22 protein-coding genes are annotated in these 23,055 nt (G+C 71.7%); 9 read left to right on the top strand and 13 right to left on the bottom strand.

Features of this window, described 5'->3' with window-relative positions:
• Positions 1–2 precede the first annotated feature (2 nt).
• Positions 3–455 carry a GNAT family N-acetyltransferase gene (locus AB0B14_RS29975; protein ID WP_357070215.1) on the bottom strand — a complete coding sequence of 151 codons (453 nt, stop codon included), beginning with the start codon at positions 453–455 and terminating at the stop codon, positions 3–5.
• Between the two features lie 74 nt (positions 456–529).
• Here AB0B14_RS29975 and AB0B14_RS29970 point away from each other — a divergent pair, with 74 nt between their 5' ends.
• The gene (locus tag AB0B14_RS29970) at positions 530–1,051 is read left to right on the top strand and encodes a potassium channel family protein (protein ID WP_357070213.1); all 522 of its coding nucleotides are present in this window, start codon (positions 530–532) and stop codon (positions 1,049–1,051) included.
• Here AB0B14_RS29970 and AB0B14_RS29965 read toward each other — a convergent pair.
• Positions 978–2,555 (bottom strand): alpha/beta hydrolase, encoded by a 1,578-nt coding sequence (locus AB0B14_RS29965; protein ID WP_357525522.1) that lies wholly within the window; start codon positions 2,553–2,555, stop codon positions 978–980. The two genes, AB0B14_RS29970 and AB0B14_RS29965, sit on opposite strands and share 74 nt — an antisense overlap.
• A gap of 58 nt (positions 2,556–2,613) precedes the next feature.
• Entirely contained in the window at positions 2,614–3,729 is a 1,116-nt protein-coding gene (locus tag AB0B14_RS29960; protein WP_357070211.1) for an ATP-dependent DNA ligase, read from the bottom strand.
• A gap of 133 nt (positions 3,730–3,862) precedes the next feature.
• On the opposite strand from AB0B14_RS29960, the gene AB0B14_RS29955 reads away from it, so the two are divergent.
• Together AB0B14_RS29955 and AB0B14_RS29950 are read left to right on the top strand one after the other, a co-directional pair.
• The gene (locus tag AB0B14_RS29955) at positions 3,863–4,075 is read left to right on the top strand and encodes a hypothetical protein (protein WP_357070209.1); all 213 of its coding nucleotides are present in this window, start codon (positions 3,863–3,865) and stop codon (positions 4,073–4,075) included.
• A 96-nt stretch (positions 4,076–4,171) separates the two neighbouring features.
• On the top strand, positions 4,172–4,594 hold the full coding sequence (locus AB0B14_RS29950; RefSeq protein ID WP_357525520.1) for an SRPBCC family protein: 423 nt from the start codon (positions 4,172–4,174) through the stop codon (positions 4,592–4,594).
• Between the two features lie 38 nt (positions 4,595–4,632).
• On the opposite strand, the gene AB0B14_RS29945 is transcribed toward AB0B14_RS29950, so the two are convergent.
• The 10 genes from AB0B14_RS29945 to AB0B14_RS29900 form a co-directional block, all read right to left on the bottom strand.
• Positions 4,633–5,553 (bottom strand): DNA-3-methyladenine glycosylase 2 family protein, encoded by a 921-nt coding sequence (locus tag AB0B14_RS29945; protein ID WP_357070207.1) that lies wholly within the window; start codon positions 5,551–5,553, stop codon positions 4,633–4,635.
• Positions 5,554–5,639: 86 nt separating this feature from the next.
• Complete coding sequence (locus tag AB0B14_RS29940; protein ID WP_357070205.1) at positions 5,640–6,290, bottom strand: hypothetical protein; 651 nt, start codon at positions 6,288–6,290, stop codon at positions 5,640–5,642.
• Between the two features lie 202 nt (positions 6,291–6,492).
• Positions 6,493–7,269 (bottom strand): zf-HC2 domain-containing protein, encoded by a 777-nt coding sequence (locus AB0B14_RS29935; RefSeq protein ID WP_357070203.1) that lies wholly within the window; start codon positions 7,267–7,269, stop codon positions 6,493–6,495.
• A complete protein-coding gene (locus AB0B14_RS29930; protein WP_357070201.1) occupies positions 7,266–7,958 on the bottom strand; it encodes a sigma-70 family RNA polymerase sigma factor in 693 nt (230 codons plus the stop codon). The genes AB0B14_RS29935 and AB0B14_RS29930 overlap by 4 nt, the downstream gene beginning before the upstream one ends.
• Before the next feature lie 125 nt (positions 7,959–8,083).
• The gene (locus AB0B14_RS29925; RefSeq protein ID WP_357525464.1) at positions 8,084–8,941 is read right to left on the bottom strand and encodes a fused MFS/spermidine synthase; all 858 of its coding nucleotides are present in this window, start codon (positions 8,939–8,941) and stop codon (positions 8,084–8,086) included.
• Positions 8,942–8,959: 18 nt separating this feature from the next.
• Positions 8,960–9,919 (bottom strand): hypothetical protein, encoded by a 960-nt coding sequence (locus AB0B14_RS29920; protein WP_357525462.1) that lies wholly within the window; start codon positions 9,917–9,919, stop codon positions 8,960–8,962.
• Positions 9,916–12,390: an SMC family ATPase gene (locus AB0B14_RS29915; protein WP_357070195.1), complete on the bottom strand. Its 2,475-nt coding sequence runs from the start codon at positions 12,388–12,390 to the stop codon at positions 9,916–9,918. Before AB0B14_RS29915 ends, AB0B14_RS29920 begins: the two co-directional genes overlap by 4 nt.
• Positions 12,390–13,538, bottom strand: coding sequence for an exonuclease SbcCD subunit D (locus AB0B14_RS29910; RefSeq protein WP_357070193.1), 1,149 nt, complete (start codon positions 13,536–13,538; stop codon positions 12,390–12,392). Before AB0B14_RS29910 ends, AB0B14_RS29915 begins: the two co-directional genes overlap by 1 nt.
• Before the next feature lie 19 nt (positions 13,539–13,557).
• Positions 13,558–15,312, bottom strand: a complete 1,755-nt coding sequence (locus AB0B14_RS29905) for an ATP-binding protein (RefSeq protein WP_357070191.1) — start codon at positions 15,310–15,312, stop codon at positions 13,558–13,560.
• 148 nt (positions 15,313–15,460) lie between these two features.
• Entirely contained in the window at positions 15,461–16,207 is a 747-nt protein-coding gene (locus tag AB0B14_RS29900) for a pyrimidine reductase family protein (protein ID WP_357070189.1), read from the bottom strand.
• A gap of 150 nt (positions 16,208–16,357) precedes the next feature.
• Between AB0B14_RS29900 and AB0B14_RS29895 the strand changes: the two genes are divergently transcribed.
• The 6 genes from AB0B14_RS29895 to AB0B14_RS29870 all read left to right on the top strand — a co-directional run bounded on the left by AB0B14_RS29895 (position 16,358) and on the right by AB0B14_RS29870 (position 22,913).
• Entirely contained in the window at positions 16,358–16,912 is a 555-nt protein-coding gene (locus AB0B14_RS29895; RefSeq protein ID WP_357070187.1) for a plasmid pRiA4b ORF-3 family protein, read from the top strand.
• 233 nt (positions 16,913–17,145) lie between these two features.
• Positions 17,146–18,432, top strand: coding sequence for an ABC transporter substrate-binding protein (locus AB0B14_RS29890; protein ID WP_357070185.1), 1,287 nt, complete (start codon positions 17,146–17,148; stop codon positions 18,430–18,432).
• A 109-nt stretch (positions 18,433–18,541) separates the two neighbouring features.
• Positions 18,542–19,513, top strand: a complete 972-nt coding sequence (locus tag AB0B14_RS29885) for a sugar ABC transporter permease (protein ID WP_357070183.1) — start codon at positions 18,542–18,544, stop codon at positions 19,511–19,513.
• Positions 19,514–19,523: 10 nt separating this feature from the next.
• Positions 19,524–20,366, top strand: coding sequence for a carbohydrate ABC transporter permease (locus AB0B14_RS29880; RefSeq protein ID WP_357070181.1), 843 nt, complete (start codon positions 19,524–19,526; stop codon positions 20,364–20,366).
• Entirely contained in the window at positions 20,363–21,784 is a 1,422-nt protein-coding gene (locus AB0B14_RS29875; protein WP_357525460.1) for a GH1 family beta-glucosidase, read from the top strand. The genes AB0B14_RS29880 and AB0B14_RS29875 overlap by 4 nt, the downstream gene beginning before the upstream one ends.
• A gap of 82 nt (positions 21,785–21,866) precedes the next feature.
• Complete coding sequence (locus tag AB0B14_RS29870; protein ID WP_357070177.1) at positions 21,867–22,913, top strand: LacI family DNA-binding transcriptional regulator; 1,047 nt, start codon at positions 21,867–21,869, stop codon at positions 22,911–22,913.
• Positions 22,914–23,055: the final 142 nt, after the last annotated feature.

Genomic DNA, 23,055 nt, shown 5'->3' with positions numbered 1-23,055 from the left:
GGTCAGAGCGCGAGCTTCATGCCCTCGTGGCTGGCCGCGAAGCCGAGGCTCAGGTAGAAGCGGTGCGCGTCCGCACGGGACTTGTCGGTGGTGAGCTGCACCAGCGCGCAGCCACGCTGCCGGGCCTGGTCGACGGCCCAGGTCATCAGGTCCCGCCCCAGCCCCTGGCCGCGTCGGTCGGAGCGGACCCGGACCGACTCGATCAGTGACCGCTCGGCGCCGTGCCGACCGAGGCCGGGGATGTAGGTGATCTGTAGGCAGCCGACCAGGTCACCGGCCTGCTCGGCCACGATCAGCTGGTTGCGCGGGTCGGCGCTGATGGCCGCGAACGCCCTCTCGTAGGCCTCGTCGACCTCGGTGAAGTCGCGGGCCTTGCCCAGGACGTCGTCGGCGAGCAGGGCGATGACGGCGGGCAGGTCGGCCCGGACCGCCTCCCGGAAGGTCACGTCGCTCATGCTGGTGATCCTGGCACAGCGAAACCGGCGAATGGGCCTGTGCCGGTTGCGGGCAACAGGCAGCATGGGGCGGCATGGAGCTAGTGCTGCTGCCGTTCCGGTGGATATACCGGGCTTTGGTGTGGTTCGCCAACTCGCCCCGCACGCTGATCACCTCGTACCTGTTGATGATCGTGGTGGCCGGGGTCATCTACGGGGAGGTCGAAGAGCGCAGCCCGGCCGACGCCGTCTGGTGGGCGGTGGTGACCGCCTCCACCGTCGGGTACGGCGACATCTCGCCGACCACCTGGGCGGGCCGGACGCTGGCCGCGCTGCTCATCTCGACGATGGTGCTGCTGGTCATCCCGCTGATCACCGCGCACTTCGCGAGCCGGCTCATCGTCGACGACAACGCCTTCGAGCACGAGGAGCAGGAGCAGCTCAAGGCCGACGTGCGCCGCATCCGGGCGCTGCTGGAGGAGTTGGCGACCCGGCAGGGGATCGATCTGCCCCCGTTGCCCCCGCTGCCCCCGACCCAGCCGGTCAGCGGGCCGGGCAGCGCTTCCCCTCCGGCGGCACGGTCAGGTCGAGCAGGTACGCGTCGACCGCGTTGGTGATGCAGGACGTCTGCGGGTACGCGGTGTGCCCCTCGCCCTCCCAGGTGAGCACCCGGCCGACACCCAGCATCGACGCCAGGCGCGGCGTCTGCTCGTAGGGCGTCGCCGGGTCGCCGGTGGTGCCGACCACCACGATCGGCGGCGCGCCGTCGGCCTTCCCGGTCGGGTACGGGTCACGCCCACCCGGCCACTCGACGCAGCTCAGCATGCCGACCGCCAGCGCCGGCCCGAACAGCGGATATTTCCCCCGCCACTCCGCCTGCAACTGCCGGATCTGCTCCCGGCTCGGCTTCTCTGTCTCGTCGGCGCAGTTGATGGCCAGGTTGGCGTCGAACAGGTTCGAGTAACGCCCGTCGTCGCCCCGGCCGGCGTACGCGTCGGCGAGCCGGAACACGTCCTTCGGGTCACCCTCGGCCAGCCGGTCGATCGCCTTGGCCAACTCCTGCCAGCCGGATTCGGTGTAGAGCGACGAGATGACCGCGTAGAACACCCAGCCGGCGGTGGCCTCCCGCCCGCCGGCGCCGCGTACCGGAGAAGCCTTGGCCTTGTCGATGGCCGACGTGACCGCGGCCCGCGCGTCCGGGGCGATCGGGCAGCGGCCGGCGTTCGCCGTACACCAGCGGGTGAAGTTGGTGAAGGCACGCTCGAAGCCACGGGCCTGGCTCTCCGAACCCTCCACCAGCCGCTGTTGCGGGTCCACGGCGCCGTCGAGCACCAGCGCCCGCACCCGCTGCGGGTAGAGCTGGGCGTACGTGGCGCCGAGCAGGGTGCCGTAGGAGTAGCCCAGGTAGGTCAGTTTGTCGTCGCCCACGGCGGCGCGCACCGCGTCCATGTCGCGGGCGGCCTGCTCGGTGCCGAACAGCGGCAACTGGTCGCCGTAGCGGTCGCCGCAGCCGCGCCCGATCCGCTGGCTCAGGCCGGCGAAGCCGTCGAACTCCGACTGGCTCGCCGGGTCCGGGTCGAAGCCGAAGCTGGCGTCCAGGTCGGCGTCGGAGATGCACTTCACCGGGCTGGACCGGGAGACCCCGCGCGGGTCGAAACCGACGATGTCGAAGCGCTCGGTGATCGAGGTGGGAAGCCCGCCGAACTGGGCGCCGAAGGAGAGGTAGACGGCGGTGTCGACACCGGACCCGCCGGGGCCGCCCGGATTGACGACAAGTGAGCCGATCCGGTCGCGTTGCTTGGTGGAGCGGGCCCGCAGCAGGGCGATCTCGAAGGTCTGACCGGCGCCCGGGCCGGCGCTCGCCCCGCCGCCGGTGCCCCAGTCGCGGGGCACCGCGATCCGGGCACACTCGTAGCGCATGTTGGGTGCGCCGCGCCCGACCAGATCCTCGGGCACCTCTGGGCAGGGCCGCCAGGTGGGCGCACTGCCGGTCGGCGCGGCCGAGCCCTCGGCCGCCACCTCCGTGCGTGGCGCGAACGCCGGCAGCGTGCAACCGGCGGTGAGCAGCACCGCCGCGGTGAAGGTGGCCAGAGTGAGACGGACCCGGCGACTGGTCGCCATCCGGGGCTGACGGGCGGTGCGGATCACGTGCTCCTCCGGGGTCGAGTCGACGGCCAGGCTACGCCGCGCCGTTGGCGGCCCGGTCCACGGTGGCTGCCGGGTCGCCGCGCAGCACCTGGTCCACATCGAAGCGGACCGGCCGGTCGAGCTGGTCGTAGCGGCAGGAGCGCGGATCGCGGTCCGGGCGCCAGCGGACGAAGCGGGCCGTGTGCCGGAACCGTTCGCCCTCCATCGCGTCGTAGCCCACCTCGACCACCAACTCCGGGCGGACCGGCTCCCACTCCAGGTTCTTCGTGCCGGTCCACCGGCTCACCCCACCCGGAATGCGTTGGCCGCGCTCGTGGTCGCCGTGCACCCACGGGTGCTCGCCGCCGGTGTCCCGGTAGGGGGCCAGCTCGTCCAGCAGCTCGGCGCGGCGGGCCATGGTGAACGACGCGCTCACCCCCACGTGGTGCAGGACCCCGGCGTCGTCGTAGAGCCCGAGCAGGAGCGAGCCCACCACCGGGCCGGACTTGTGCCAGCGGAAGCCGGCCACCACGGCGTCCGCGGTGCGGGCGTGCTTGACCTTGAACATCAGCCGCTTGCCCGGCTCGTACGGCAGGTCGGCCGGCTTGACGATCAACCCGTCCAGACCGGCGCCCTCGAAGACGTCGAACCACCGGCGGGCGGTGTCGGGATCGGTGGTGACCTGGGTGACGTGCACCGGCGGGCGCACCCCGGCCAGCGCCTGGACCAGCCGCTCCCGGCGGTGCGGGTAGGGCTGGTCGAGCAGCGCCTCGTCGTCGATGGCCAGCAGGTCGAACGCGACGAAGTCGGCGGGTGTGGTCTCGGCCAGCAGCTTCACCCGGGACGCGGCCGGGTGGATGCGCTGGGCCAGCAACTCGAAATCCAGCCGGGGCTGGCCACCGGGCCCGTCGCGCCGGATGACGATCAGCTCACCGTCGACCGCACACCGCTCGGGCAACTGCCGGCGGGCCTGGTCGACCACCTCGGGGAAATAGCGGGTCATCGACTTGCCGCCCCGGCTGGCCAGCTCGACCTCGGCACCGTCGCGGAACACGATGCACCGGAACCCGTCCCACTTGGGCTCGTAGGTCATCCCGGACGCGGTGGGGAGCTTGGCGACGCTCTTGGCGAGCATCGGCTCGACCGGAGGATTGATCGGCAGGTCCACGGCGCCAGTCAATCAGACGGCACCGACAGACGTGAGGCAGATCACCGTGGGTGCCGGGGGGTGTGTCCGTCCGCGCGCCGCTCGTCCCGCTCGGGCGAATCGAATAACCGCAGCTCAGAGCTACTTTCACGAGGTGGCCGAGTGGGTGTGTGACTGCTGCGGGAGGTGGCGGGTCAGCGTCGAGCTGATCCGGGGCCGCTACCGCTACCGGCTGACCCGCCGTTACCCGCAGCGGTTCGGCGGCGGCCGGAACGTGCTGGGCGAGGTCGGTTCGGTGCCCGAGCTGGAGGAACTGCTGCGGCGGCGTACCCCGTTGAGCCTGGCCGACCTGCGCGAGGCCGCCTGATCCCGACGGGGGTTGCGCGCGACTGTCACGATCCACCCGGCGGTCTCGTCCGCACCGGCGGGCGGTGCGCACCGGCGCCGCCGGGGAGGGGACGTGATGCGGTTCGAAGCCACCACGGAGATCGCCGCCGACGCCGAGCAGGTCTGGGCGGTGCTTGTCGACGTGGAGCGCTGGCCGGAGTGGACGGCCTCGGTGTCCCGGGTCGAGCGGGGGGAGCCGGGCCCACTCGCCGTCGGCGCGACCGCGACACTGACGCAGCCGAAGCTACGGCCGGCGGTGTGGCGGGTCACCGAGCTGACCGAGGGCCGGGAGTTCACCTGGGTCTCCGACACCCCCGGGGTGCGTACCCGAGGCGAGCACCGACTGCTGCCGCTGCCCGACGGGCGCACCCGGGTCGAGTTGGCCATCGTCCAGTCCGGGCTGCTGGCCGGTCTGATCGGCCGGCTGTACGGTGGCCTGCTGCGCCGCTACGTGGGCCTGGAGGCCGAGGGTCTCCGGCGCCGGTGCGAGCGGGGCTGACCGCCCCCAGGGCCGCCGCTCGGTACCGCGCGAACGAGTCAGTACCGCGCGAACGAGCGGATCGGGGCGCGCGGACCGTATTTCGGCGCGCCGAGGCCGGCGGCCGCCAGCAGCATGCAGACCCGGCCCCGGTGACCCCGGAACGGCTCCAGCAGGGCCAACATCCGGGCGTCGTCGCCTCGCGGCTCGCCGGCGAGCGCCCAGGCCACCGTGTTCGGGACGTGGTAGTCGCCGACGCTCACCGCGTCCGGGTCCCCGTACGCGACCCGGACCACCTCGGCGGCCGTCCACGGCCCGATGCCCGCGATGGCGGTCAGTCGGCGGGTGGCGTCGGCGGCGTCGGTGCAGCGCTCCAACTCCTCGGCGAGCGCGGCGGCGCGGCGCAGTGTGTCGGCCCGGCGTTGTTCCACGCCGAACGGGTGGAACACCCAGTACGGGGTGGCGGCCACCGCGGCGGCCTCGGGCGGCAGCAGCAGCGACGGCAGCGGACCGGGCGCCGGCTCCCGGAAGTGCCGCACGGTCGCCGCGTACGCCCGGTAGGCCTCCTTGACGGTGACCTTCTGCTCGAAGACCACGCGCAGCAGCCGGGGGAAGACCTGCCCGGTGCGGGGCATCCGCAGCCCCCGGTGCTCCCGTGCCAGCCGGGCCACCAGCGGGTGCGCCCCGGCCAGCTCGGCGAAGCCGGTCAGGTCGTCGTGCAGCCCGGCGATGGCGTCGGCCCGCGCCACCACGCGCTCGGCGCCCGGCCCGTAGCCCTCGGCGATCAGGTCACCGCCGGCCAGTCGCAGCGCCAGGGTGGCCGGCCCGTCCGGGGTGCGGGTGGCCCACCAGAACGTGCCGGCGACGACGCGGGCGCACGGGTCGTACGGGGTGAAGGTCAGCGCACGGACCGACGCCGCCAGCCGGTAGCCGACCGGCGGGCGCAGCACCCGGGTCGCGGCGGGTTCGGTTCCGGTCACCCCACTACTTTGCCAGGTCACGACGGTGGCCGGTCGCGGCCCTCCCCGGCTGCGACCGGCCACCGTACGTCTCGTGGCGCCTGGGGTCAGTACGAGTAGCCCGAGCCCCCGGCGTCGTTGGCACCGCTGTTCGCGGGCGGCGCGACCGGCTTCGGCGTGGAGGTGGGCAGGCACTCGAGGTTCTTCTTGCCGTCCGGCTGGACCACGAACCAGGTGCCACCCACCGCCTGACCCTTCCACTGGCCGGGCTTCTTGTCGCCGATGTAGCGGTAGACCGGCCAACCAGCGATGGTGATCTGACGGGTGCCGTCCTGGCGGGTCACGCTGCTGACCTTGTCGTCGGAGACGCCGGTGAGCTGCGGGTTGCCGTCGGTCAGCGCCGGGGGCCACACCTCGGCGCACTTGTCGACGCAGTTCGACGACGGCGGGTCGGCGGTGTCCTTGTCGAAGCGGTACAGGATCCAGCCGTCCTGGTCGGTGACCACCTTGCCCATCCGGGCGACGTTCTTGCCGACCAGTTTCTCGGTCAGGTCGACGTTCGCGGGCGGCGCGTCGGCGGCTGCCGGTGCCTCCGCGGACGCCGAGGCCTCGGCTTCCACCGACGCGCTGGGCTCGGCCGCGGCGACGGCGACCGGCTCGGCAGCGCTCGAGTTCGCCCCGTCGTAACCTGCGGGAGCGCAGGCCGTTAGTGCGACCATCGCGCTCGCGACGATGACGGTCCGCTTCATCTGTGCCACGTGCCCTCCTCATTCTCGGCAGTTCACCCATAGGTACGGGAGTTTGGCTGTCAAGGTTGAAGGAGTAACAGTGGTCAATTTCACGCGAATTGATTGAACCGATCGGGACATCGATCCGTACGCCCCCGAAGGGGAAGCGCTCTGCGGAAACGAATCGGCGCCGGTCATTGTGACAATGACCGGCGCCGACGCGTGCGTGAACCTACAGGGGCACCGTGACCAGCGGGCTCGCCACCCCGCCGGCGTCCACCGACTGCACCTGGAGTTGTTTGATGTCACCCACCACGGCCGACGTGGAGGCACTCAACTCAAGACCCTGCGGTCGGGTGTTGGTGCCGTAACCGCCCTCCGGCACCGACCAACTCGAGACCACCTCGGCCTCGGCGTTCTTGCGGATCACCACCAGCCGGCAGACGCGTGGGCCGGGTAGCTTTCGCAGGCTGAAATTGATCCGGGTGCCGTAGTCCCGCTTGACCAGGAACACGGTCGTCTGCACGCCCGTGGTCGGGTCGGTCGCGTCGACCTGGTCACCCTCCTCCTCGGTGCCACCCACACCCGGGCCGCTCGGCGGGGCCGTCGGCCCACTGGTCTGAGGGTCGATCGGCGCACTCGTCGTCGGACCGGCGACCGGAGTCGAACTGCTGTCCGTCACGCTGACGAAGCCATACCCGGTCAACCCGCCGAAGACCACCACCGCGGCGGCCGTCGCGAGCATCTGACGAAACCGGGTACGCCGACGGTCGGCCCGGACCGCGCCCAGCGTCCGGTTCAGCAGCGCCGGATCGGTCGCCGTCTGCTCCAGCGCCATCATCGTCTCGCCGTCGATGTCGGAGAGCAGCCCGACCACCGGCACCATCGTCTCCAACTCGGCCGCGCACGCCCAGCAGGCGGCGAGATGCTCCTCGAACCGCTCAGTGTCCTGCTCGTCGAGCACGCCGAGCGCGTACGCCGCGACGTCCATGTGATCTGGCCGACTCATTCTGTCACCCCCCGCTCCTGCAGAGCCGTGCGCAGCGCGCGCAGCGCGTAGTAGACCCTCGACTTGGCGGTGCCGAGTGGCAGGCCCAACTCCTCGGCGGCCTCCGGCACCGTCCGCCCCCGAAAGTACGTCGAAATCAGGATCTCCCGGTGCGACTGACTGAGCGTACGCAGCGCGTCCGCCACCGTCATGGTCCGCAGAACCCGGTCGGTGCTGTCCGCCTCGGCGAACGCGGTGAGATCACGGTCGTACGTCTCCGGCGGCCGGGCCTCCTGGCTGCGGTGCTCGTCGATGGCGATCCGGCGGGCCACCGTGACCAGCCACGGCCGCAGCGAACCCTGCCCCTGCGTGCCCAGGCGGTGCGCGTTACGCCAGGCCCGCAGCAGTGTCTCCTGGACGATGTCCTCAGCACGTTGCCGGTCCCCCCCGGTGAGACGCATGACGAACATCAACAACGGGCCGGCGTGCTCGGCGTAGAGCATCCGGATCAGTTGGTCGGAGTGGCTGGCCTCGGTTGACGTCGCCTGGTGGCGCCCGGGCGCCGGTCGCGGCGTCACCGGACCATTCTGGCGAGACGTCGCGTGCGCGTCGACCCCCCGGGCAGACGACGTCGGCCGTGACGAGGACCGCGCCGACAACCAGTCCGCGCTTACCGCGTCGCCATGCCAACCGGCCGCCACCGCATGCATGCAGACCTCCGGGGTGTCCGTAACCATCGCCGGCCCACGAAGCGGGCCGCCCGGTGGTACGCAGCAACGCCCCGAGCGGATCAACGAACGGCGGAAATTTTTCCCCGCCGTCGTTGAGTGGGCGGTCAGCGGCGGACGGAGAACAGGCCCGGCGGCGGCGGATCGGAACCGGTGGCGTCGGCGTCGTGCACCACCTGCGCGCCGCTGGCGAAACGGTCCAGCTCGTCGCCGGCCACCACCCGGCCCGGGAACCAGTCGCCGGCGGCGCGCCGGGTCAGCTCCGGCACCGGCGGGGTGGCCCGCCCGGCGACCAGCACCAAATTTCCGTACCGGCGGCCCCGCAGCACCGCCGCGTCGCCGACCAGGCAGGCCTGCGGCAGCACCGCGCGGACCGTGGCGACCTGCCCACGCGCGTGCCGCAGTGGCGGGCCGTCGGCCAGGTTCGCCAGATACCACCCCGCGGGGCGCAGCACCCGGGCCACCTCGGCCGCGTACTCCACGGACGTGAGGTGGGCCGGGGTACGCGCACCGGCGAACACGTCGGCGACCACCACGTCGTAGCTGGCGTCCCGGGTGGCGGTCAACATGGCCCGCGCATCCTGGACACGGACCCGCAGCCGGGCGTCGGACGGCCACGGCAGCACCCTGCGGACCAGCTCGACCAGGGCGCCGTCCACCTCGGCCACCCGCTGGGTGGAGCCGGGTCGGGTGGCGGACACGTAGCGGGGCAGGGTCAGGGCACCACCGCCCAGATGCAGCACCCGCAGCGGCGCACCGGCCGGTGCGACCAGGTCCACCGCCGCGGCCAACCGTCGCACGTACTCGAATTCCAGGTGCGTGGGGTCGGTCAGGTCGACGTGCGACTGCGGGGCGCCATCCAACAGCAGCGTCCACGAGCCGGCCCGGTCCGGATCCGGGACGAGCTCGGCCTGCCCGGTGTCGACAGGCTCGATCACCCGGTCAGCCGCCCGTTTACGTCCCATCGGAACCAGTATCCGCGGTCAACGGGCGGCGCGGGCCGCGGCGGTCAACGCGCGGTGCAGCAGCCGGGAATCGCCGAGCAGGGCGCGCAGTCTGCGCTCCAGCCCGGCGATCGGGATCAGGTTCTGTGGGGCCCGCGGATCCTTGTACGGGTTCGAGGCGAAGCGCGGCAGGGTGACGAGCGACAGGTCGGCCAGCTCGATCGCCGCCTCGACGGGCAGGTCGGCGGAGCACTCCACCCGGACGATGCCCGCCCACGGCGCGCCGACCGCCACCGGCAAACGCAAATACCATGACCAACCACCCCAGGCGGTGCCCAGCCGGAACACCGGCGAGCGCTCACCCGACGCCATGCCCGTCACCACCGCGGTCAGCCGGGCATCCAGGTATTGGCTGTGCTGCGTCTTGATGTAGCCGAGCGTGCGGGGCAACTGCCGGCGACTGCGCAACGGGCCGTCCACCACCAGCAGGTCACCGTCGACCCGGGCGGCGTCGGACACCGCCACCTCCAACGCGGTCAGCGGGCCCTGCACGGCGGCCGGCAGCTTCGCCAGCTCGCCGGTGCCACCCACCCGGTGCACCGGGTAACGGATCGCGCCGGCCACCACGTCCTGCGCCGACGGACTCGCGGTGAACAGGCCCCGACCAACCCGGGTGCCGGCCAACTGCGCCGCGCCCCGGCCCAGGTCACACCGCACCACCCCAGCCGCGTACGAGGCGGCCAACCCGGGAAAGGACACGCCGTCGGTCTCCGCCGTCCAGATGCTCGCGTCGATGCGGCGTACCCCGTCGACGAGCAGCACCACATCGGGCGCCCGCACCCCCGCGCGTACCCCGATCGCCCGCCAGTCCACGGCGGGCACCTCCACGTCCGCGTCGACCTGCGCGCTGCTCGGCGCGGCCGGCCCGGCGGCCGACGCCTCGAACGACGCCCCGTACGCCGGATCCCACGAGTCGACGAAGAACGCGGCGTCGCTCACCGGCCGGTCCGTTCCACCCGGGCGGACCGGGCATCCTTGCGCACCTCGAAGCGGACCGGGATGCGCTCGGCCAACGCCGGCACGTGGGTGACCACGCCGACCATCCGATCGCCCCGGGCGGCCAGGTTCTCCAGGGTCGCCGCCACCGTGTCCAGCGTCGCCGCGTCGAGCGTGCCGAAGCCCTCGTCCAGGACTATCGACTCCAGGCTCGCCGCCGTGGTCGACATCCCGGCCAGCTGCTCGGAGAGCGCCAGCGCCAACGCCAGCGACGCCTGGAACGTCTCACCGCCGGAGAGCGTCCGCACACCCCGGCGCAGCCCCGCGTCGTGGTGGTCGACCACCACGAACTCACCCTTGTCGTGCACCAGCTCGTACTGCCCGGAGGACAGCTCCCGCAGGATTCCCGACGCACCGTCGACGAGCAGGTCCAACGCCTCGGCCAGCAACCACCGCTCGAAGTTGTTGGCCCGCAGGTGGCCGGCGAGCGCGCGCGCCACCTGCGCCTCCCGCTCGTGCCCGGCCCGCTGCTCGCGCAACGTGCCGGCCTGCTCGCGGCGCTCGGCCAGCCGGCGGCGATCGGCCTCGGCCCGCTCCACCGCCACCGTCGCCGCGTGCACCGGGTCGTCGCCGACCGGCACGTCCGCGTCGGCGAAGATGCCAGCGATACGCCGCCGCACCCCCTCGGCCACCGACTCGGCCTCGGCGACGGCGACGGCCCGGCTCACCCGGTCGGCGCGGCGGCGGTCCGCCTCGGTCGTCGCCCAACCGGTCAACGCGGCCCACGCGGCGGCCACGTCGTCCCGATCGGCAGCGGGTGGGCCGAACCGCGCCAACCCGTCGCGCGCGGTGTCGAAGGCCCGCCACGCCGCGCGCAGCCGCTCCTCGGCGGCGTCCACCCCGGCCCGCGCCTGCCGAGCGGCCTCACGGCCGGCCCGCACCGCGGTCGCCGCCTCCTCCAGTGCGCGCCGCAACCGGGCGTGCTCGGCCAACTCGCGGCGCAGCACCGCCGGCTCGGCCACGCCGGCGAGCTGCCCGTCCAACTCGGCCAGCCGGGCGTCCACCTGCTCCTGCCGGGCCCGCGCCTGCACCAACAGCCGCTCCAGGTCACGCGCCGCCGCGTCCCGCTGCTGCACCATCGTCTGCGCGGCCTTGGTCGCGGCCCGCGCCGCCTTGCCCGCCGCCGTCGCGGCCGCCACCGCCGAGTCGGCCGGCACCGCCGGCACCTCGGCCACCGGCTGCTCGCACACCGGGCAGGCCGCACCGGCATGCAGGTGCACCCGCAGGCTGACCGCCAGGTCGGTGGCCTTCGCCTCCTCGTGCGCCCGGAAGGCCGCCTCCAACTCGGCGTCGGCCCGCTCGGCCGCCGCGCGGGCGTCGGCCAGCGCCGCCACCGCCGCGGTGTGCTCGTCGGTCGCCGCCCGCACCGCGGCGCGGACCGTGTCGGCCTCGCCGGACAACCGATCCCGATCGTCGTACGCCCGCAGCAGCAGTCGCACCGCGCTCTCGTCGCCGGCACCGGCCAGCTCGCCGCGCAGCTTGTCCTCCCGCTCCTCGGCCAGCGACACCCCGCTCGCCGCCGCCTCCGCCTCGGCCCGTGCCGCGGTGACCGTGCGAGCCACCTCGGCCACCCCACGCGGCGCGCGGACCCCGGTCAGGACGGTCAGCTCGTCGTCGAGGGCGGTCAGCGCCGCCGCCGCCTCCCGGGCGGTGACCCGGGCCGCCGCCAGCTCCGGCACCGCGGCCGTCACCGCTGCGGCCAGCTCGGCCATCCGCTCGACCCGGGCGTCGGCCTCGGCCAACGCCTCGTCGTCCACGCCGGTCAGCCCCGCGAGCACCTGGTCGACCGCCTCCAGCCGGGCCTCCGCCTGGGCGGCCCGCGCCGTCGCCCGCTTCTGCACGTCCTCGTAGACACCGAGGCCCAGCAGGTTGACCAGGATCTGCTGCCGGGTCGCCGGCTTGGCGTGCAGGAAGTCGGCGAACTGCCCCTGCGGCAGCACCACACAGCTGGTGAACTGCTCGTACGGCAGCCCGACCGCCTCCAGCACCGCCTGTTCCATTTCGGCGGGGGTGCCGGCGACCACCTCGCCGAGGTCGTCCGGGCTCAACCCGGTGTCCAGTTTGGTCACGTCGAACCCGGCCGGCATCAGCTGCAACCCGGCGTTCGCGGTCTTGACGTTGCCCCGGCCGTCCCGGCGGACCACCCGGGTCGCCACGTAGCGGGCCCCGCCGGACTCGAAGACCAACCGCACCCGGGCCTCGGTCGCCGACGGTGCGAGCGCGTTCGCCAACCCACGGGCGCCACCCCAGCGGGGCACCATGCCGTAGAGGGCGAAGCAGATCGCGTCCAGCACCGTGGACTTGCCCGAACCGGTCGGACCGATCAGCGCGAAGAAGTCGGCGTCGGTGAAGTCGACGGTGGTCTCGTCCCGGAAGACCGTGAACCCGGCCATGTCCAACCGCATCGGCCGCATCAGTGCTCGACCTCCTCGAAAAGCTCGTCGAAGAGCTCCCGGACGCCCTCGTCGCCGTGGCCCCGGCTGTCCAGGTAGTCGCCGAACAACTCCCGGGGCGAACGACCCGATCGTTGCGCGATGCGGGCACCGCTGCCCGGCGCGGCCAGCAGCTCCGGGTCGATCCGGATCTCCAGCGCCCGGGGGAGCAGCTCCTGGACCTCCTCGCGCAGGCCGGCGCGAGGTTGCTCCCGTACGTACACCCGCAGCCAGGCGTCCGGTGCCTCGATCTCGGCGAGCTGGGCCAGGGTGCCCCGCACCGTGCGCAGCGCGCTCGCCGCGGTCACCGGCACCTCCCGCACCCGGGCGGCGGTGGTGGCGGTCACCTCGACAACCGTCACCGAGGGGACATTCTCCTGCTCACCGAAGTCGACAGCGAGCGGGCTGCCGCTGTAGCGCACCGGGCAGGGGCCCGCCACGCGCTGTGCCCGGTGCAGGTGGCCCAGCGCCACGTAGTGCGCGGTGGCCGGGAAGACGGTGGCCGGCACGGCGTAGCCCAGCACGGTGTGCGCGTCGCGCTCGCCGCCACCGGTGGCCGCGCCGGTCACCGTCAGGTGCGCGGTGACCAGGTGCACCCGGTCCGGTTCGCCGAAACCCTCGGTCAGTCGCCCCAGCACCCGGCCCAGGTGGTCGGCGTACGTCTGGTTGGTCTCCGCGGCGGTCAGCTCGTACATCTCCAGCGCGCGCACCGCGTACCGCTGGGACAGGAACGGCAGCGCGGCCAGCCGCCACCGCTCACCGCCGGCGGTGGTGCCGTCGATGACGTGCTCGTCGGGATCTTCCCGCACCCCGCCGCGCAGGGTGATGCCGGCGGCATCGGCCCACGGACGCAGCGCGTCCAGTGCGGGGCCGTTGTCGTGGTTGCCGCCGATCGCGACCACGTCCGCGCCGGTGCGGCGCAGCGCGGTCAACGCCCGGGTGACCAGGCGGGTCGCCTCCGAGCTGGGCGCGGCGGTGTCGTAGAGGTCACCGGCGACGATCACCAGATCCGGCTGCTCGGCACGGGCGATGTCGATCACCCCGGCCAGCACGGCCTTGTGCTCGTCGGCCCGGGACTGCCCCTTGAGCACCTTTCCCACGTGCCAGTCGGAGGTGTGCAGGATCTTCATTGGGTGTGCCGGCCCCTGCCTAGAACGGGATGTCGTCGTCGGTGCTGCCGCCACCGGAGCCCACCACGGCGAACGGGTCGGCGGACTGGGTGATCGAGCGCAGCGTCTCCGATGGTGCGCGGCCCGCCTCGGAGACCCGCGTCGCCCAGGCGGGGAACGGGAACTCCAGGCAGAGCGGCACCGGGATGTCCGGCTGGTTGACGAACATCGTGCCGGGCTTGGCCAGCAGCGCCCGCTGCCGTTGCGCGGGCGGGAGGAAGCCGTATTCCGGGCGGGACGCCTCGGCCGGGTCGAGCCGGCCGACCACCCGGATCGCCGAGTTGGTGACGATGCGCCGCTCCACCTCGCTCGCCGTCTGCTGCGCGCCGATCAGGATCACCCCGAGCGAGCGGCCCCGCTCGGCGATGTCGAGCAGCACCTCCTTGATCGGGGAGGAGCCCTCCCGGGGGGCGTACTTGTTGAGCTCGTCCAGGACGACGAAGAGCAGCGGCTTGGCGGTGCCGGACTTCTCCTTGCGCTCGAACTCGCTCTTGAGCGTCACGCCGACCACGAACCGCTGGGCGCGATCCGGAAGGTTGTGCAGGTCGACCACGGTGACCTGCGCCGACTCGCTGGTGTTGATCGAGTGCGGGCGACGGGTGGCCAGGTCGCCACGGATCAGCCGGGCGAGGTCCTTCTTGCTGCCGATCAACCGCCGGGCGAACGCGTTGACGGTGCCCAGGCCCACCGCGCTGCCCGCCCAGTCGGAGCGGGTCTCGTCGTCGTTGAGCTGATCGACGATGTGGTCGACCAGGTCGCCGTAGGACCCGAGCCGGACCCCGTCGATGCTCACCCCGCCGTCGGCGGGCTGGGCGTAACGCGCCAGGTGCGCGGTCACCGAGTGGACCACCATCGTGTACTGCTGGCGCTCGTCGTCGGCGTCGGCGAACACGTACGGCAGGAGCCGGTCGGCGCAGAAATCGCTCAACGTCCAGTAGAACGAATCCACCCCGGTGAGCCGGCTGCTCACATCCGGTGTGCCGGCCGCGTCACCGACCCGCGGCGGAGCGTAGACCCGCACGTCGGGAAAGGCGCCGGCGCTCAGGCCGAGCTTCGCGTACGACGCGCGGGTGGGCTCGTCGAGACGGGTGTTGGGGTGGTCCAGGAAGAGCAGGTCCTCACCCTTGACGTTGAAGATCAGCGCCTTGGCGTTGACCGCGTCGCCGCCCAGCACCCCGGAGCGAAACACGGAGTAGAGCAGGAAGGTCGCGAAGCTGGTCTTGGTGGCCACCCCGGAGATGCCGGAGATGGAGACGTGCGCGCCCCGGCTGCCGTCGAGGAAGTCGGCGTTGAGGTAGACCGGCACCCCGTCCCGACCCATGCCCATCGGGATGCGCCGCTCCATCCGGTCGAAGTGCAGTGCCCGCGCTCGGGCGTCACCCTCGGCCCGGTGCACCACCGCACCCGGGGTCGGCGGCACGTACAGCTCCGGATCGACACGCGTCGTGGTGACCTCGGCCGCCTCCTGCACCATCGCGGGCAGCGTGCCGTCGGCGATGGCGAACACGTCGGAGTCGAACTGGGCGCCCTCGTGCCGAGCCCGGACCTGGGTGACCACGCCGGCGATCGTCACCGGCTCCCGGTCGGGCAGCTCCCGCCGGGTGACCACCACGTCGTCGAGTTGCAGGTAACTGCCGGGCGCCACGGCCGTCCAGAACTGCAACGGAGTGGCGTCGGCGGTGCCCAGCACCCGCCCGACCGCCTCGCCCGGGCTGTCGAGGTCGGCGTCGGTCATCGGGCGACTCGGGTCGGTCGGGCAGCACGGTCGGGAAGCATGCCCTGCATCCTGCCCGAGGAGTACGACAGGTCGCCACGCGACGCGTCGGACGACACCATCCGCCGACACGCGCACGACGCTGGGTGTGTGCCGGGGCGACGGCGGGTTACCGGCGGGCGTGGCGGAGCAGGAGGACGCCGTCCTCGGCGGCGAGCACGTGGCGCAACGGCAGGTGCCGGGGCGGCGTGGTGTCGCCCGCGGTGATCCGGCCCGGTCCCGGCCCGGCCAGCAGCGGCGAGACGGTCAGGCACAGCTCGTCGACCAGGTCGGCGGCGGCGAGCGCGCCGAACAGGTGCGGGCCGCCCTCACAGAGCAGTTGGGTGAGCCCGCGGCGGTGCAGCTCGGCGAGACCGGCGGCCAGGTCGACCCGCCCGGTGCCGCAGCGCAGCAGGTCGGCGACGTCGGTCAGGCCGGGCGGCGGCTCCGCGTCGGCGTGAGTGAGCACGATCGGCCGGGTCGGCGCGTCGGCGAAGGCGGCCTGCGCCGGATCCAGGTCGAGTGCGGCGGAGACGACCACCAGCGTGGGGTAGTCGGTCAGCCCGTGGTCGCGGCGCCAGGCGCGGCGACGCTCGTTGAGCCGGACCGCCCGGTAGGCCTCGTGGCGAAGCGTGCCGGCGGCCACCACCAGCGCGTCGCAGACCATCCGGAGCAGGCCGAACACCCGCTTGTCCGGCTCTCCGGACAGCCCGGCGGAGTAGCCGGCCACGCTGACCGCGCCGTCCAGGCTGGTGACGAAGTTGACCCGGAGTCGGGGCTCGTCGGCGCGGCCGTAGAGCGCGGTCAGCGCGGCGTCGTCGAGCGGCTGCGTCGACGGCTCCGGCCAGAGCCGCCGGATCGGCATTCCGACGGTCATTCGCTGGCCGGACCGGTGACCGGAGGGGTCGGTTGGGCGGTACGGTGCTGGCAGTCGCACCAGTTCCGGCCCGGGCAGTCGTCATGACGCCGGGCCCGGCACGCTCGGCAGATCATGCTCGCAGCCTAGGCCCGGGGAGGACAGGACAGCATGCCGCGTCAGATCTTCCAGCTGAAGGTGTCCCTCGCCGGCGTCCGCCCGCCGGTGTGGCGACGGGTGCTCGTCCCGGCCGGCTACACGCTGGACCGGCTGCACCGGGTGGTGCAGCACGCGATGGGTTGGCGAGACTGCCACCTGCACTCGTTCGAGATCGACGCCGTGCAGTACGGCGAGCCCGACCCGGACGGGGAGTTGGCGCTGCACGACGAGCTGGACGTGCGGTTGGACGCGGTGCTCGGCAAGGGCAGCCGGTTCTCCTACACGTACGACTTCACCGACTGGTGGGAGCACGACCTGGTGGTGGAGGACGCGCTGACCGTCGATCCCGACCAGCGGTACCCGCTCTGTCTAAATGGCGAGCGGGCCTGCCCGCCGGAGGGCGTCGGCGGGCCACCGGGTTACCAGGCGCTCCTGGTCGCGTTGGCGGACCAGGGCGACGTGGCCGACCCGCGGCACGCGATGCTGCGCGACTGGGCGGGGTCCGCCTTCGACCCCTTCCGGTTCGATCCCCGCCGCACCACCACGCTCCTGCGCCGCTTCTGCTGACCCGGCGGTGGGCGTTCGGTGGGGGCCGAATGGGGTGTGACCTTTGGGGGAGCATAGCGGTAACGATCTGGGAACGCTCCCATTGTCCTATTGACACTCCCGTTACCCGCCGGCAATCTCATGGGAGCGCTCCCGAGGGTGGCTTGTGTCACTCACGCACTCCCGGCCTGGCGCGATGAGCACCCCCCCACCACAAACCACCCAGCCTCACCACCGGAAAGAGGGGTCAGCGAATGATTGTCACCACGCGGCGTACCCGCTTGGCGGCCGCTGCCCTGGCCGCGATCACCGCAATTGGCGGTCTCGCGGCCTGCGGCAAGGACGACGACAAGCCGGCTGCCGGCGAGAAGCCCACCAAGCTGGTTGTCGATACCTTCAGCGAGTTCGGCTACGACGAGCTCGTCAAGCAGTACGAGAAGGACACCGGCATCAAGGTCGAGCTGCGCAAGACCGCGCAGCTCGGCGAGTACCGGCCGAAGCTGGTCCGCTACCTGGCCACCGGCAAGGGTGCGGCGGACGTCACCGCCCTGGAAGAGGGCGTGCTCAACGAGTTCAAGGCCAACCCGCGCAACTGGGTGGACCTCGCGCCGCTGATCCCCGACCACTCCAAGGACTTCCTGCCCTGGAAGTGGGAGCTGGGCAAGGCGCCGGACGGTCGGCTGATCGGCCTGCCGACCGACGTCGGCAGCCTCGCCGTCTGCTACCGCAAGGACCTGTTCCAGGCGGCCGGCCTGCCGACCGAGCGCGACCAGGTGTCGGCCCTCTGGCCGGACTGGAAGGGCTTCCACGACGCCGGTCTGAAGTACAAGCAGGCCACCGGTAAGGCGTTCATCGACTCGATCACCGCCGTCTCCAACGGCGTGATGTTCCAGGGCAACGGTGACCTGTTCTACGACAAGGAAAACAACATCATCGCGGACACCAGCCCCGCGGTGAAGAACGCGTGGGACACGGCCACCGGGATGGCGGACATCTCCGCCAAGGCGCAGACCTGGTCGCCGGAGTGGTCGGGTGGCTTCAAGCAGGGCACCTTCGCGGCCACCTTCTGCCCGTCCTGGATGCTCGGCATCGTGTCGGACAACTCCGGTGCGGCCAACAAGGGCAAGTGGGACGTCGCGTCCGTGCCGGGCGGCGGCGGTAACTGGGGCGGCTCGTGGCTCGCGGTTCCGGAGCAGAGCAAGTACCCGAAGGAGGCGGCGAAGCTCGCCGAGTACCTGACCAACGCGAAGAGCCAGGTGGACGCCTTCAAGCTCAAGGGCCCGCTGCCCACGAACCTGGAGGCGCTGAAGAACGACGCGTTCCTCAGCTACACCAACGAGTACTTCAGCAACGCGCCGACCGGCAAGATCTTCGGTGAGAGCGTCGCCAAGATCCAGCCGACCCACCTGGGTCCGAAGCACCAGTCGGTGAAGGAGAACGCGTTCGAGCCGGCTCTGCGGGCGTTCGAAAACGGGCGGGCCGACAAGGCAAAGGCCTGGGAGCAGTTCACAAAGGACGCCAAGACTCAGGGCGCCTTCTAAGTGATTCACTGCCGGTGGCGTTCGGGGCTTCCCGGACGCCACCGGCCGGTCCCCTCCGCGTAGCGCCCTGCGCGAGGGCCCCCGGGCCTCGCCGGAAAAGGAAATTCGCATGAGCCTGTCGGCCACGACGGCACCGCCGTCGCCAGCAGCACCGCCTCCTCCTGACGTCTCTTCCCGACGTAGCCGGGGAAGGTTACTCAACCGTCTCGATGTCAAGTACTCGCCCTACCTCTACATCGCCCCGTTCTTCCTGATCTTCGGCGTGTTCGGGTTGTACCCGATGCTGCGTACCGCGTGGATGTCGCTGCACGACTGGGACATGATCGGCGACCACTCGTTCATCGGCTTCGACAACTACACCCGGCTGGTGTCCGACGAGTACTTCTGGAACGCGCTGGTCAACACGTTCGGCATCTTCGCCCTGTCGACCATCCCGCAGCTGTTGCTCGCCCTCTTCCTGGCGAACCTGCTCAACCGGACCTTCCTGCGCGCCAAGACCTTCTTCCGGATGGCCATCTTCGTGCCGAACGTGGTGTCGGTGGCCGCGGTCGCGATCGTCTTCGGGATGCTGTTCCAGAAGGAGTTCGGCCTGTTCAACTGGCTGCTCAGCCTCGTCGGTGTCGACGCGGTCGACTGGGACGGGCAGCGCTGGAGTTCCTGGTTCGCCATCTCCACGATGGTCAACTGGCGGTGGACCGGGTACAACACCCTGATCCTGCTCGCTGGCATGCAGGCGATCCCGAAGGACCTCTACGAGGCCGCGGCGATCGACGGCGCCAGCCCGTGGCGGCAGTTCTGGCAGATCACCCTGCCGATGCTCAAGCCCACCTTCATCTTCGTGGTCATCCTCTCCACGATCGGCGGCATGCAGCTCTTCACCGAGCCCCTGCTCTTCGCCAACGGCAACATCATCGGCGGCGACCAGCGGGAGTTCCAGACGCTGGCCATGTACATGTACGAGATGGGAATCGAGAACCTGAACACCGCCGGCTACGGGGCCGCGGTCGCCTGGGCGATCTTCATGATCATCGTCGTGGTGTCGCTGTTCAACTTCCTACTCGTCCGCCGCTCGGCGAAGTGAGGAGAGCGCGATGATCTCGGGATCCCAGCGCCTCTGGCGCACCAGTCCGCTGACCTACGTGGCGCTCGTCCTGGCGGCGCTGCTGTCGATCTACCCGTTCTACTACATGCTGGTGATCGCCACCCGCAGCCTGGAATCCATCAACGACGTGCCGCCACCGGTAACCCCCGCCGGCGCGTTCGGTGACAACTTCGGGCGGGTGCTCGACAACGACGCCGCCAACTTCTTCACCGGCATGATCAACTCGATCATCGTCTCCTCGGTGGTCACCCTGTCGGTGGTGCTCACCGGTTCGCTGGCCGGGTTCGCCTTCGCCAAGCTGCGGTTCAAGGGCAGCAACGTCCTCCTGCTGGCGATTATCGTCACCATGATGATCCCGACCCAGATGGGCATCATCCCGCTCTGGGGCATGATGCAGGACCTGGGGTGGTACGACACGCTCTACGCGGTCACCGTGCCGTTCCTGGTCACCGCCTTCGGCGTGTTCATGATGCGCCAGTACGCCAGCCAGGCGATCTCCGACGAGCTGATCGAGGCCGGTCGGGTCGACGGGGCGAGCACGTTCCGGATCTACTGGAGCATCGTGCTGCCCGCGCTGCGCCCCGCCGCTGGCGTCCTCGGTCTGCTGACCTTCATGGAGACCTGGAACTCGTTCCTCTGGCCGTACGCCGTCCTCACCCCGGAGAACCCGACCCTGCAGGTCTCGCTCTCCTTCCTGTCGTACGCCTACTACACCGACTACTCCCAGGTGTTCGCCGCCACCGCGATCGGCACCATCCCTCTCGTGCTCGTCTTTCTCGTGTTCGGCCGCCAGATCATCGGCGGCATCATGGAAGGTGCCGTCAAGTCGTGAGCAACCCCGCCAGCCCCAACGCCGTCGACGTTCTCGACGACCGTCCCGGGCTGACCTTCCCACCCGGTTTCCTGTGGGGGGCCGCGACCGCGGCATACCAGATCGAGGGGGCGGCGGCCGTCGACGGCCGTACCCCGTCGATCTGGGACACCTTCAGCCACACCGACGGTCGGGTCGTCGCCGGGCACACCGGCGACGTCGCGTGCGACCACTACCACCGGCTCGGCGACGACGTCGCGCTGATGGCCGAGTTGGGCCTCAAGTCGTACCGTTTCTCGGTCTCCTGGTCCCGGGTGCAGCCCGGCGGCACCGGTGCGGCCAACCCGCAGGGGTTGGACTTCTACCGGCGACTTGTCGACGAGCTGCTGGCCAAGGGCATCGAGCCGTGGCTGACCCTCTACCACTGGGACCTGCCGCAACCCCTGGAGGACGCCGGCGGCTGGCCGGCCCGGGACACCGCGGCCCGCTTCGCCGACTACACCACGCTGGTGGCCGACGCGCTCGGTGACCGGGTGCGCTACTGGACCACGCTCAACGAGCCGTGGTGCTCCGCGTTCCTCGGCTACGGTTCCGGCGTGCACGCCCCGGGCCGCACCGACGGGGCGGACGCGGTCCGCGCCGGGCACCACCTGATGCTCGGTCACGGCCTGGCCGTGCAGGCACTGCGGGCCACCCGGCCGACCGCCGAGGTGGGCGTGACGGTCAACCTCTACCCGGTCGACCCGGCCAGCGACACCGCTGCCGACCGGGACGCCGCACGGCGCATCGACGGGTTGGCCAACCGGTTCTTCCTCGACCCGCTGCTGCGCGGTTCGTACCCGGAGGACCTGGTCGCCGACCTCGGCACCGTGACCGACTTCGCCCACGTGCGCGACGGCGACCTGGCGACCATCTCCACGCCGCTGGACCTGGTCGGGGTCAACTACTACAGCCGGCACGTGGTCGCCGCACCGGCCGAGGGCGTCGAGGCCGACCCGGCCCCCTCGTGCTGGCCGGGCAGCGAGGACGTCCGGTTCGTCACTCGGGGCGTCCCGGTCACCGACATGGGCTGGGAGATCGACGCCCCGGGCCTGGTGGAGACCCTGCGCCGGGTGCACGAGTACACCGACCTGCCCCTCTACGTCACCGAGAACGGCTCCGCGTTCGTCGACACGGTGGTCGACGGGCAGGTCGACGACGTCGACCGGCTGGCCTACTTCGACGCCCATCTGCGTGCCGCGCACGAGGCGATCGACGCAGGAGTGCCTCTGCGGGGATACTTTGCCTGGTCGTTGATGGATAATTTCGAATGGGCCTGGGGCTACACCAAGCGGTTCGGCATGATCCACGTCGATTACGACAGTCAGGTCCGCATTCCCAAGTCCAGCGCCAAGTGGTACGCCTCGGTGATCCGGCGCAACGGTCTGGCCGCACAATAGGCTCGGGCCAGCCATCAGGACGGCCCCGGCGTCCACCTCTCGCAGGTGGCGCCGGGTCCGCCCGCCGTCGGAGGAGCAGACGATGACAACGCAGCGCACCCGGTCACTCGGGCGTCCGACCCTCGATGCGGTCGCGGCACGCGCCGGTGTCGGTCGGGGCACGGTCTCCCGCGTGGTCAACGGCTCGCCGCAGGTCAGCCCGGAGGCCCGGGCCGCCGTCCAGCAGGCCATCGCCGAGCTGGGGTACGTGCCGAACCGTGCCGCCCGTGCGCTGGTCACCCAGCGGACCGACTCCGTCGCCCTGGTGGTGTCCGAGTCCGGCGAGCGGGTCTTCACCGAGCCGTTCTTCGCCGCCATCGTCCGGGGCATCAGCTCCGGCCTGCTGGAGACGCCGATGCAGCTCTGGCTGGCCATGGCGCAGTCGCCGGTGGAGCGGGAGCGGGTCGAGCACCACCTGACCAACCAGCACGTCGACGGCGTACTCCTGCTGTCGTTGCACGACTCCGACCCGTTGCCGACGCTGCTGGAGGAGCGCGGCCTGCCCGCCGTGCTCGGCGGTCGGCCCGCCCGGATGCTGCAACCGGGCGCCCAGCCGGCGTGGTTCGTCGACGTGGACAACGTTGGCGGGGCCCGGCAGGCGGTGGAGTACCTGGCGAGGCAGGGGCGACGTCGCATCGCCACCATCGCCGGCACCCAGGACATGGGCGTCGGCCTGGCCCGTTTGGCCGGCTACACCGAGGCGGTCAAGGCCACCGGGGCCGGCGTCAACCCCGACTTGATCGCGTACGGGGACTTCAGCGAGGGCAGCGGCGCGATCGCCATGCGCCGACTGTTGGATGCCTGCCCGGATCTGGACGCGGTCTTCGTCGCGTCCGACCTGATGGCGTTCGGCGCACTGCGGACGCTGCGGGAGGCCGGCCGGCGGGTGCCCCAGGACGTCGCGGTGATCGGCTTCGACGACGCGACGATCGCCCTCCGGGCGGACCCGCCGCTGACCACTGTCTTCCAACCGGTGGAGGAGATGGGCCGGCAGATGGCCCGCCTGCTGGTGGCCCGGATCCGCGGCGAGGCCCTCCCGGCCCCCCACATCCTCCTGGACACCCAGCTAGTCCACCGAGCCTCCGCCTAACCCCCACCCCCTGGGGGTCTCCGCGTTGATCATGGAGTTGTTGCCATGACACGCCGGGTGGTTTCTAGGCTTCAGTGCAACTGATCTTGGTTGTGGTGGAGGTGCTGGTGGCGAGGCCGGGTGTGGTGACGTTCGGGCATCG

This window comes from Micromonospora sp. NPDC049171 (genome assembly GCF_040648275.1).
Lineage (GTDB): Bacteria > Actinomycetota > Actinomycetes > Mycobacteriales > Micromonosporaceae > Micromonospora.
This window is presented reverse-complemented; position numbering and strand designations above follow the sequence as displayed.